The sequence below is a fragment of the Mycoplasmopsis cynos genome (genome assembly GCF_900660545.1).
In the GTDB taxonomy this organism is placed as follows: domain Bacteria; phylum Bacillota_I; class Bacilli_A; order Mycoplasmatales; family Metamycoplasmataceae; genus Mycoplasmopsis; species Mycoplasmopsis cynos.
This window is the reverse complement of sequence record NZ_LR214986.1, coordinates 395,080-408,161: the sequence shown is the minus strand read 5'-3', so window position 1 is coordinate 408,161 and position 13,082 is coordinate 395,080. Positions and strand designations below refer to the sequence as shown.

The window sequence follows — 13,082 nt, the reverse complement described above, 5'->3', positions numbered from 1 at the left end:
ATTTTGGAACGATTTAAAATATGTTTATTAGTAAGAAAAATACGTTTTACTTTTAAATTATTTTTTATTTGTTAATTTAAAAAATATTATTAGTTTTTCAATTCATTAAATTTTTAAAGTCATATTTAATCATACAAAATATAAGGAATTTTTGCATACTATAAAGTGAAAATTAAAATTTTAATATATAATTATGTAACTATGTATAAGCACAAAGAAATTGAAAAAAAATGACAAAATATTTGAGAAACTACTAAAGCATTCAAAACAACTGAACATAATGATAAAAAATATTATGTTCTAGATATGTTCCCTTATCCTTCTGCAGCTGGATTACACGTTGGACACCCAGAAGGCTATACTGCTAGTGATATTATTGCTAGATATAAACGATTAAATGGTTATGATGTTTTGCATCCAATTGGTTGAGATGCTTTTGGACTTCCAGCTGAACAATACGCTTTAAAAACTGGACATCATCCAGCTTCTTTTACACAAGAAAATATTAAAACTTTTAAAAAACAATTAAAAAGTCTTGGATTTTCATTTGATTGAGATAAGGAAATCGATACAACAGATCCCAAATTTTATAAATGAACTCAATGAATTTTCAAAAAACTTTATGAACACAATCTTGCTGAAATTAAGAAAATAGATGTTAATTGGTGTCAAGAACTAGGAACTGTTTTAGCTAATGAGGAAGTTATCATTGATGAAAAGGGAAATAGAGTTAGCGAAAGAGGTAATTTTCCAGTTATTAGAAAACCAATGAAACAATGAGTTTTAAAAATAACTAAATATGCAGAAAAATTATTAGATGGATTAGATAAACTTGAATTTTCCGAATCCTTAAAATCGCTTCAAGAAAATTGAATTGGAAAATCATCAGGACACGTTATTAAATTTAAAATCGAAAATTCTAATCAAACAATCGATGTTTTCACTACCAGAATCGAAACAATTTTAGGTGCTAGTTTTATTGTTGTTGCTCCTGAACATGAATTATTAAATAATTTAAAAAGCAATAAAAATATTAATGAATATTTAGAATATACTAAAACTTTAAGTGACCGCGATAGAATTTCAAACATCAAACAAAAAACAGGTGTATATACTGGGATTAATGCAATTAATCCAATGACAAGTGAATTAATTCCAATATGAACATCTGATTATGTTTTAAAAAACTATGGAACAGGTGCTATTATGGGAGTGCCTGGAGTTGATGAAAGAGATCAAGATTTTGCTTTAAAATTTAATCTAGACATTAAAAATATAATAACTGGTGAAGTTGATCATGAATATTTAGTAAATTGCGGTTCATATACAGGTTTAGATCTAAGAACTGCTAAAGAAAAAATTTCTCAAAAATTAATTAATGAACATCAAGCTTATGAACAAATTTCATACAAAATTAGGGATTGAATTTTTTCAAGACAAAGATATTGAGGTGAACCATTCCCTGTTTATTTTGATGAGAATAATAATATCTATCTTGAAGAAAATATTGTTGAACTTCCTTATATGGAAAATATCAAACCTTCAAATACAGGTGAATCACCACTTGCTAATAATAAAGATTGATTATATTTTGAAAAAGATGGTAGAAAATATAAAAGAGAGACTAACACAATGCCTCAATGAGCTGGTAGTTCATGATATTTCTTAGCTTATATAATGAAAAATGCTGATGGCTCATACTTAGACATCAATAGTAAAGAAGCATATCAAAGATTTGAAAAATGATTACCGGTCGACTTATATATTGGTGGTCAAGAACACGCGGTAGGTCATTTAATATATTCAAGATTCTGACATAAATTTTTATATGATATAAAAATTTTACCAGTTGATGAACCATTTTTAAAAGTAGTTAATCAAGGTATGATTTTAGGGCCTGATGGTCAAAAAATGTCCAAAAGCCGTGGTAATGTTATTAATCCAGATGAAATTATTGATGAATATGGTGCAGATACATTAAGAGTATATGAAATGTTTATGGGTCCATTAGCAGAAACTAAAGAATGAAGTGTTGAATCGATTCGCGGAATCAGAAAATGATTAGATCGTGTTGAAGTCATTATTAGTAAATTCTCTAATGATTCTACTCTAATAAATGAAAACCATAAAGATAACAAATTTATTTCTTTATGACAAAGTACTATAAAGGAAGTTACAATTGCAATAAATACATTAAAATTTAATATTGCAATAAGTAAATTAATGGTTTTTATTAACAGTTTATATAAAGTAGAAAAATTACATTCTATTAAACCATTAGTTGATTTTTGTATTATGTTTTCAACATTAGCACCACACCTTTCAGAAGAACTATTAGAACAATTAAATCAAAAACAAATTAAAGATCAAAAATGACCTAATGTTGATGAAAAATTAATTCAAAATTCTATAGTTAAAATAGTTGTTCAAGTAAATGGAAAAGTGCGTGGTATTTTTGAAAAAGAAGGTAATTTAAGTGAGGAAGAAATTTTTACTATGGCACTTTCACAACCTAATGTTCAAAAATTTATAGATGGACATGAAATTAAACGTAAGCAATATATTAAAGATAAAATAGTAATTTTTAATGTGTAGAGTGAAATAATGAAAGATAAAAAATATGAAAATTTTTTTGTTTTATATGAAATTATAGAAAAACAAAAAATAAAGAACAAGCCAAAAAATTATTACCACTTTTAAATAAAAAAACAGAGATTTTATAAAAGCTGTTTTATATGTTGATTCAAACTATAATTCAGATCCTTTAAATCTTTTTTCCGATAAAAAGTTCGATAAAACCTTAGATTCTGTTTTATAAGAAAATGAAAATAATATTCTTAAAGGACGTTCAGGCTCGTCATCATATTGATTTAAAAAAGCTATTGAAGCAACAAACAGCAAAGAATATAAAAAAGCAATTTTGAGTTCTATAATTTCTATTGATAGAAGTAATTCAACTCATTTAGAAGCAATTAATGGGATTAGATTAAAAATTTTTAAAAGAATAATCAGTCTTCCACTAACAATAGAAGATTTAAAGAAAAAATTAGAAAATACTAATTTAAACAAAGATCATTTATTATTTAAAATCACTGATGCAATAATGGACGAAAACAATAGCAAAAGAAGATTTAACTTATCATTTGCTTCTAAATTTTGTGCATATGCTTCAAAAAGGATTTTGGGAGAAGTTAAATATCCTAAATATGATAATATAGTTTCTAATAATCTTTTTTTACTTTTACAAAAAATATATAGACGAAAATACTAGCAAGAATAAAAATACCTATAAAATCAATCATGAAGTTAAAGAATTAAACGAGTATATTAAAAAATATCTTTTATACATAAATGATATAAAAAAATAGTTGAAAAAGTAAAAATAAATAATGAATTTAGTGATTTTAATATAGAAGATTTAGACAATATTATTTGATACTTTTTAAAAGGGCAAAGGTAAAAATTATCAAACTTTTATCAAACCTGTATCATTTTAATCCTTCCACCGCCCTGTATAAAAATCTAGGTTATTTCGCATTTTAAATTAGGCATATAAATACATATTCTTTTTTCTAATATTTTCATTATAATTTAAAGGTATCTTTTCTTGATAACGCAATTTTACTATAGGATACATAAAAAAGTCATATGTATTTTTGAAAGTTACATATGACTTTTATAATTTATAAATTTATAGATTGATATAATTGTAAGAGAATAAGAGTAAAAAAGTCAAATATTTTTTATCTGTTTATAATGATTATTTTTTATTAACAAATTGCAAGTATTACACTTGTGTTCGCATTTTGAGAATATTCGGATTTTGTCTGGATATTTTTTCACTTTAACAAATTGTTATATTAAGTTTCAATGTTTTGTTATTTAAAGCAAAGAAATTAATCTTAATTATTTTACATAATCTATTTATGAATAGCAATATTTATTTTATAAAGGTTTATTTTATTAAATATTTTTTTATTTGTTTTACGATTAAAAATTTTGTAATAAATATTAATATAACTTCAAATAACGCAATAACAATTATCATATATGAAAATATATTATTTAATTCATTTACTGAAGAAAAAAATGTGAATCAATTAACAATCATAACTATAAAGAAAATATCAACTAAAATAGTAATAATCATTGAACTAAATAAATACATAAAATTATTTCTCTTTAATTTGATATATATGATTTTTTTAGTTTCATCATTAACTAACGAAATATCAATTTTGTTTACGTAATTTATTAAGAATAAATTAAAATATGAAGGAAATTTTGATTCTTTATAATTTTGATTAAATTCCTCGTCAGATAAATTAAATGCATTATTTATATAGCTTTTATATGCGAAAAAGAGAAATATAGAAAGTAAATTGGTACAAATAATTACAAAAATTGGATGTATGTAGTATAAAATTATTTCAATTGATTTATTTACTTTATTATTAGTTTTTAAATTTAAATTTGAATATAAAATAAATGAAACAATTATAAGAATTAGATAAGTAATTAATAATACATTGAAAAAAAGAGAAATTTTTTTCTTTTTTAATCACGCATCAAAATAAAGAAAAATAGCACGCATTAATATCCATTTCCTATTATATAATCAGTCAATGAATTTGCCTCTTCATTAGTTATTTCAAATTCATTATGATCAATAATATTATTACTTAATTTATTTACATTAATTATCATTTCTTTTATCCTTTGTTTTAATTTCTGTTCTTTTTGTTTATCATTCTTGTTTTGATTATAATTAATATTTTTGATAATTAATCATAATAATTTTTTTATATGAAAATAAAATATAAATTCTAGTTTTTACACCAAAAATAAATAATATTTATGAATTTATGTTTTTTTGTAATCTTATTTTTAAGTGATGAAATAACTAGTAAAATGTAATGATAATTATTTTTATTGGTTTTTTAAAACTCTTAATTATTTAAAATTATTTTTATATTTCTCCTTCTCCCTTTTTCATTATTATATCATATGTAAATAGTGCACAAACATATTTTAAATATGCGAATGCGAAATAACCTAGATTTTTGTACAGGGTAGTGGAAGGATTAAAATGATGCTGGTTTGATAAAAGTGATATAACTTATATATGAAAATATTATTCAATTTAAATAAATAAATAAAAAAAAAAAAAAAAAAAAAACTCCGCAAGGGAGTATGTCCTTTGAAAACTGAATAGTAATTCATAATCTATTAAAATGTCTTGAATACATTTCTTTTAAACCTATCAATTTATTAGTAATGGTCAGCTGAATGTATTACTACACTTACACTTCCATCCTATCAACCTCGTAGTCTACAAGGAATTTCAAGGGAATACTTATCTTTAAGGAGGCTTCCCACTTAGATGCTTTCAGCGGTTATCCCTTCCGTACTTAGCTACCCAGCTATGCTCTTGGCAGAACAACTGGAACACCAGTGGTACGTCCACTCCGGTCCTCTCGTACTAAGAGCAGCTCTCATCAATATTCCAACGCCCACATCAGATAGGGACCGAACTGTCTCACGACGTTCTGAACCCAGCTCGCGTACCGCTTTAATTGGCGAACAGCCAAACCCTTGGAACCGACTCCAGCTCCAGGATGCGATGAGCCGACATCGAGGTGCCAAACCTTGCCGTCGATGTGATCTCTTGGGCAAGATAAGCCTGTTATCCCCAGGGTAACTTTTATCCGTTGAGCGACTGCCGTTCCATGACGTACAGCCGGATCACTAAGTCCTGCTTTCGCACCTGCTCGACTTGTAGGTCTCGCAGTCAAGCACACTTCTACCTTTGCGCTCTACATACGGTTTCTGACCGTATTGAGTGTACCTTTGAACGCCTCCGTTACCTTTTAGGAGGCGACCGCCCCAGTCAAACTACCCACCACGCACTGTCTCCCCGCCGGATAACGGCGGCAGGTTAGAAACTCAACATACCAAGGGTGGTATTTCAAGGTTGACTCCTTCAAGGCTAGCGCCTTGATATCATAGTCTCCCACCTATCCTACACATGTTAGGCCAAGTTCCAATACGAAGTTGTAGTAAAGCTCCATGGGGTCTTTTCGTCTTGATGCGGGTACCCAGCGTTTTCACTGGGACCATAATTTCACCGAGTCCAATGTTGAGACAGTTGAGAGATCATTGCGCCTTTCGTGCAGGTCAGTATTTAGCCGACAAGGAATTTCGCTACCTTAGGACCGTTATAGTTACGGCCGCCGTTCACCCGGGCTTCATTTCAACGCTTCGCTATTGCTAACGCATCCACTTAACCTTCGGGCACTGGGCAGGCTTCACCCCCTATACATCACCTTGCGGTTTAGCAGAGAGCTGTGTTTTTGATAAACAGTTGCCCCTCACAATTTACTGTGGCCAACATAAAGTTGGCACCCCTTTTCGCGAACTTACGGGGTTAATTTGCAGAGTTCCTTAACATTGGTTTTCTCGCTCGCCTTAGAATACTCATCTTGGGAACGTGTGTCCGTTCTCGGTACAGGTACCTTAAAATTTAGGCGTTTAGAAGCTTTTCTTGGAAGCATGAAATCACACAATTCAAACCTAAGTTCTATGCATCATAACTCCCGGTTATAGAATACGCATTTAACTATATTCACCAGTTGTTATTTACCCCTAAATCCATTAATAGGTAGTGTTATCCTTCTCCGTCACTCCATCACTATAATAAGGTAGTACAGGAATATTAACCTGTTATCCATCGGATACGCTTTTCAGCCTCTCCTTAGGTCCTGACTAACCCTGGGTGGACGAACCTTCCCCAGGAAACCTTTCCCAATAGGCGTCGTGGATTCTCACCACGAATCGTTACTCATACCGGCATTCTCACTTCTTAACGCTCCACAAGTCCTCACGGTCTTGCTTCGCCGCATTAAGAACGCTCCTCTAACGTACTTGCGTACCCGTGGCTTCGGTATTATGTTTTACTCCCGTTACATTATTGGCGCAAGATCTCTTGACTAGTGAGCTATTACGCACTCTTTAAAGGGTGGCTGCTTCTAAGCCAACCTCCTAGTTGTTTAAGAAATCTCACAACCTTTCTGACTTAACATAATTTTGGGACCTTAGCCGACGATCTGGGTTGTTGCCCTCGCGAGCCGGGACGTTAGCACCCCGGTTCCGACTGCATGATAATACACAATGGTATTCGGAGTTTGATTATAGTCAGTACCGCTAGGCGCGGCCATTCCATATTCAGTGCTCTACCACCAAAGTTTAACATCACACGCTAGCCCTAAAGCTATTTCGAGGAGAACCAGCTATCTCCAAGTTCGATTGGAATTTCTCCACTATTCACAAGTCATCCGGGCACTTTTCAGCGTACTACGGTTCGGCCCTCCACTTGGTGTTATCCAAGCTTCAGCCTGCTCATGAATAGATCACATGGTTTCGGGTATATATCAACATACTAAGCGCCCTATTAAGACTCGATTTCTCTACGGCTCCGCTTTTTTCTACTTAACCTCGCATGTTAACATAACTCGCCGGTCCATACTGCAAGATGTACGCCATCAGCCATTAACGGCCTCTGACTAATTGTAAGTAAGTGGTTTCAGATTCTATTTCACTCCCCTCCCGGGGTTCTTTTCACCTTTCCCTCACGGTACTAGTTCACTATCGGTGTCTGATTAGTATTTAGCCTTACCAGATGGTCCTGGCAGATTCAGACAGGGTTTCACGTGCCCCGCCCTACTCAGGATACTATCAAAAGTTTTTGATATTTCGCATACAGGAGTATCACCTTCTATGCTAAAGCTTCCCAACTTTTTCTGCTATATCAAAAATTTGTAACTTTATGTAGATAGTCCTACAACCCCAACATATAGTTGGTTTGGGCTCTTCCAATTTCGCTCGCCGCTACTAATGGAATCATTATTTATTTTCTTTTCCTGTTGCTACTAAGATGTTTCAGTTCACAACGTGTCTCGCTATTAAGACTATTTATTCATCTTAATGCAGTTAGATTTATGCTCTAACTAGGTTCCCCCATTCGGAAATCCCCGTATCGCAGCTTATATCCAGCTCCACGAGGCTTATCGCAGGTAATCACGTCCTTCATCGACTTTCAGACCCAAGGCATCCACCACAAACTCTTACTTATTTAAAAGTACAATATTTTCCTATTGTTTTGATGTATTCAAAGACATTTTAATAAATTATTTTTTTCAAAATAATTAACTCGGTATCACAAAACAAATTGACTAATTTATTTTTTTGATGTCGTTGTTATATTAATTTATCTTTACTATTCAGTTTTCAAAGAACATGAGAGAAAAAAAGTTCTCTCAAAACTAGATACATAAACACAACATTATAATATTGATAATATAAAACAGTTTTATGTTACTAAAATGAATTGTAACTTGTACTCCGTAGAAAGGAGGTAATCCATCCCCACGTTCTCGTAGGGATACCTTGTTACGACTTCACCCCAGTCACCGGTCCTGCCTTAGGCAGTTGTCTCCGTAGTTAACAAAACCGACTTCGGGCATTACCAGCTCCCATGGTGTGACGGGCGGTGTGTACAAGACCCGAGAACGTATTCACCGTAGCGTAGCTGATCTACGATTACTAGCGATTCCGACTTCATGTAGTCGAGTTGCAGACTACAATCCGAACTGAGAACGGTTTTTTGAGATTTGCTTGATGTCACCATTTTGCTTCTCTTTGTACCGTCCATTGTAGCACGTGTGTTGCCCCACTCGTAAGAGGCATGATGATTTGACGTCGTCCCCACCTTCCTCCCAATTACTCGGGCAGTCTCCTTAAAAATTTAACTAAGGACAAGGGTTGCGCTCGTTGCAGGACTTAACCGAACATCTCACGACACGAGCTGACGACAACCATGCACCATCTGTCATTCTGTTAGCCTCCACTATATCTCTATAGCTTTGCAGAAGATGTCAAGAGTGGGTAAGGTTCTACGCGTATCTTCAAATTAAACCACATGCTCCACCGCTTGTGCGGATCCCCGTCAATTCCTTTAAGTTTCACTCTTGCGAGCATACTACTCAGGCGGATGATTTAATGCGTTAGCTGCGCCGATAGTTCTACTATCAGCTAATCATCATCGTTTACAGCGTGGACTACCAGGGTATCTAATCCTGTTTGCTCCCCACGCTTTCGTCTCTCAGTGTCAATATGTGCCCAGTTAGCTGCCTTCGCCATGTTGATGTTCTTCCTAATATCTACGCATTTCACCGCTTCACTAGGAATTCCGCTAACCTCTACACAATTCTAGTATGCCAGTATCCAACGCAATTTGGGGTTGAGCCCCAAGTTTTCACGCCAGACTTAACATACAACCTACAGACGCTTTACGCCCAATAATTCCGGATAACGCTTGCAACCTATGTATTACCGCGGCTGCTGGCACATAGTTAGCCGTTGCTTTCTGACAAGGTACCGTCAAGACAATAGCATTTCCTCTATTGTTTTTTCTTCCCTTATAACAGCAGTTTACAACCCGAAGGCCTTCATCCTGCACGCTGTGTCGCTCCATCAGACTTTCGTCCATTGTGGAAAATTCCCTACTGCTGCCTCCCGTAGGAGTCTGGGCCGTATCTCAGTCCCAGTGTGGCGGTTCAGTCTCTCAACCCCGCTAAACATCATCGCCTTGGTAGGCCTTTACCCTACCAACTAGCTAATGTTCCGCACCCCAATCTCTTAGTGAAGCTGTAAAGCTCCTTTTATATATAGTTTATGCAAACTATATAAGTATCCGGTATTAGCGATAATTTCTCATCGTTGTCCCAATCTAAGAGGCATGTTAAGTACGTGTTACTCACCCATTCGCCGCTAAGTCCTAAAAGAACTCCGCTCGACATGCATGTATTAGGCACACAGCCAGCGTTCATCCTGAGCCAGGATCAAACTCTCGAAAAAATTGACTGTCATGTTTTGTGTGTATCTAGTTTTCAAAGAACTTCACATTTTTTAAGTGTGCTTATTAATTATAATACATATTTTTAGTTTGTCAAAAATATTTTTTATTTTTTTTAATTTTATATATTCCAAAAGTTATGTGCAACTTATTAGTAAAAAAATGTTATTTAAATTTTACTAAAAACTTTTTTATCAATACTTTTGTAAATTTTCAAATAATATTAAAATCAAAACAAAACAGATTACTCTGTTTTGTTTTGATTGTATCTTTTCACTTCGTTAACACAATCATCAATTACTTGTTCAATTTGATCAAAAGAATTAATTATTGCACCTGAAGCTCTTTCGTGGCCACCACCACCCCATTTAATGGCCACGTTCCGAACAATTGGACCATTAGAACGAAATTCAACTCTAATTCTATGGTCTTCTTCTTCAATAAATTGAACTCATAATGGAAAGTCTTTTATATTAGCGATAATATTAACACGCATTGATGATTGAGGAGTTTTGTTCATTTTTATTGTATCTTCTAATGAGTTTTGAATATATGCTACACCACCTCTAGTTTTTAAAGTAGATAATAACCAGCTATTAAACTTCAAATCATCTAAAGTGCTTAAAGATAAATTAGTATGAATATAATCTGCTTCTAAACCAGCATCATAAAGTTTTGAAGCTAAATATAAGGTTCTAGATTTAACATTATTAAATAAAAACCTACCTGAATCGGTATTAATCCCTAAATATAGATAATTAGCAGCTTTAGGAGTAATATTTCAATTATTAACAACCGCTATTTCTGTAATCATTTCATCAGCCGCTGAGTATGAGCTATCTACTCATCTAGTGGTATTATCTCCTAGATCATCATCATTAGGATGATGATCAATTCTAATTAATTTAGCAAAAATTTCTTTATCTAATACAAAACGATGTTCAATTCTCTCTTTAAAGTTAGCATCAACAATCACGCCAAGAGATTTTTTTAAGATTTCATCAGTTGGAATATCATCCATTTTAAAATCTAAAAAACTAAACATATTTTTATTATCACCAATTACATATATTTTCTTATCAGGAAAATTGGTTCTTAGTAATTCTCTTAATCCAAATTGTGAACCTAAACAATCTCCATCTGGTCGAATGTGATGAAAAATTACAATACTATCATATTTAATTAACTCTTTTGTAACTAATTCTAAATTACCAATTTGCATTTTATTTTTCCTCTCATTTCATTATCGCTTGATTTAATGCTTTTAAAACATTAGGCACTTCATCAAATGAATTTAATGTACAACCTGCAGCATTATCATGACCACCACCATTAAACATATTAGCAACTTGATTAACTAATGGACCATTAGATCTTAATCTTCCTCTAATTTTTCCATCCTCTAATTGAATGAATAAAGCTCAACATGAATTATCATCAATATTTGCTAATTCATTTACATACATTGCGGCATTAAATGAATCAATTTGAAATTCATCTAAAAATTTTTGATCAATAATATAATATAAAACTCTTTGATCTTTTTTAAATCCACTTAGTATTTTTCCTGATATTTGAATGTCTTTTAAGGTTCTTTTATTTAGTTCTCTTAAAATATCTTGGGGATTAAAACCATTTTCCATTAAAAATGCCACTAATTCATAAGTTCTTTTGCTAGTATCAGGATATAAAAACCTACCTGAGTCTGTATTAATTCCTAAATAAATGTGACTTGAAGCTTTTAAAGTAACTTTTCACTTTGCATCATATGCAATTTGCGCAACCATTTCTGCTGCTGCTACAAATTTATCATCAATATAATTATAATCATACATAATATCAGCATCATTAGGATGATGATCAATTCTTAATTTTGCTGTAGTTTTATTTTGATATAAAATCTCACTATTCTGGATTCGGTCTCCACTTGAAGCATCAACTACAATACCTAATGAATTTTCATAATTAATTGTGTTTGGATCATCAAAAACATAATTCATAAATTCAAATGATCCTTGATTATTCCCAACTGTATAAACAGTTTTATCAGGAAAATTAGTTTTAATTAATTCAGCTAAACCAAATTGCGACCCTAAACAATCTCCATCTGGTCGAATGTGATGAAAAATTATGATGTTTTGATATTTTTGAATAGCATCAATTGCTACTTTTGTATTTCCAATAACCATTTATAATTCTCCTTTTTCGTATTTTCAAGTTATAATAGCTTGATTTAATTTTTCTATAACGTCTTTAATTTCATTTTTAAATTTTAAGATACATCCTCCACGATCATCATGACCACCGCCATTAAAATATTTTGCAACTGGTATCATAGATGGACCATTAGATCTAATTCTTGCTCTTATTGTATTATCTTCTTGTTCAACAAATAAAGCTCAACAATGATTGTCTTCAATATTAGCTAAAACATTTACATAATCAGAAGCTTGCAAAACATTTAAATTAAATTTTTGCATAAATTCTTTGTTTGCAATAAAATATAAAACATTTTGCTCTTTAATAAAATTTGACAAAATATATCCGGTTATTTTAATATCATTTAATGAACGTTTATTTAATTCTTTTATTATTTTTTGAGGATCAAAACCACTTTCTAGTAGATAAGCAACTAATATATGGGTTCTTCTACTAGTATCAGGACGCATAAATCCCCCTGAATCAGTAAAGATTCCTAAATAAATATGACCTGCAGCTTTTTGAGTAATTTTTCATTTTGCATCATATGCAATTTGAGCAACCATTTCTGCTGCTGCTACAAATTTTTCATCAATATAATTGTACTCATACACAATGTCAGATTGATTAGGATGATGATCAATTCTTAATTTTGCTGTAGTTTTATTTTTATATAAAATCTCACTATTCTGGATTCGGTCTCCACTTGAAGCATCAACCACAATACCTAATGAATTTTCATAATTAATTGTGCTTGGATCATCAAAAGTATAGTTCATAAAGTTATATACATTTTGATTATTTCCAACTGTATAAACAGTTTTATCAGGAAAATTAGTTTTTATTAATTCAGCTAAACCAAATTGCGACCCTAAACAATCTCCATCTGGTCGGATGTGATGAAAAATTATGATGTTTTGATATTTTTGAATAGCATCAATCGCTACTTTTGAATCACCTATTTGCATCA

General features: G+C 31.8%; 6 protein-coding genes and 2 rRNA genes. 2 read left to right on the top strand and 6 right to left on the bottom strand.

Features of this window, described 5'->3' with window-relative positions; translation table 4 throughout:
- Nucleotides 1-201: 201 nt before the first annotated feature.
- A complete protein-coding gene (leuS, locus tag EXC48_RS02185; protein WP_129720596.1) occupies nt 202-2,595 on the top strand; it encodes a leucine--tRNA ligase in 2,394 nt (797 codons plus the stop codon).
- 325 nt (nt 2,596-2,920) lie between these two features.
- A complete protein-coding gene (locus EXC48_RS02180) occupies nt 2,921-3,271 on the top strand; it encodes a hypothetical protein (RefSeq protein WP_129720595.1) in 351 nt (116 codons plus the stop codon).
- A gap of 684 nt (nt 3,272-3,955) precedes the next feature.
- On the opposite strand, the gene EXC48_RS02175 is transcribed toward EXC48_RS02180, so the two are convergent.
- The 6 genes from EXC48_RS02175 to EXC48_RS02150 all read right to left on the bottom strand — a co-directional run bounded on the left by EXC48_RS02175 (nt 3,956) and on the right by EXC48_RS02150 (nt 13,080).
- Nucleotides 3,956-4,594, bottom strand: coding sequence for a hypothetical protein (locus EXC48_RS02175; protein WP_129720594.1), 639 nt, complete (start codon nt 4,592-4,594; stop codon nt 3,956-3,958).
- Nucleotides 4,595-5,250: 656 nt separating this feature from the next.
- Nucleotides 5,251-8,137 (bottom strand): 23S ribosomal RNA (locus EXC48_RS02170).
- A gap of 269 nt (nt 8,138-8,406) precedes the next feature.
- A 16S ribosomal RNA gene (locus tag EXC48_RS02165) occupies nt 8,407-9,915 on the bottom strand.
- Together the 16S and 23S rRNA genes form the textbook arrangement of a ribosomal RNA operon.
- A 242-nt stretch (nt 9,916-10,157) precedes the next feature.
- Nucleotides 10,158-11,135 (bottom strand): bifunctional oligoribonuclease/PAP phosphatase NrnA, encoded by a 978-nt coding sequence (locus EXC48_RS02160; RefSeq protein ID WP_129720593.1) that lies wholly within the window; start codon nt 11,133-11,135, stop codon nt 10,158-10,160.
- A 1-nt stretch (nt 11,136) separates the two neighbouring features.
- A complete protein-coding gene (locus tag EXC48_RS02155) occupies nt 11,137-12,102 on the bottom strand; it encodes a bifunctional oligoribonuclease/PAP phosphatase NrnA (protein WP_015287227.1) in 966 nt (321 codons plus the stop codon).
- Nucleotides 12,103-13,080: a bifunctional oligoribonuclease/PAP phosphatase NrnA gene (locus EXC48_RS02150; protein WP_129721060.1), complete on the bottom strand. Its 978-nt coding sequence runs from the start codon at nt 13,078-13,080 to the stop codon at nt 12,103-12,105.
- Between the last annotated feature and the right edge of the window lie 2 nt (nt 13,081-13,082).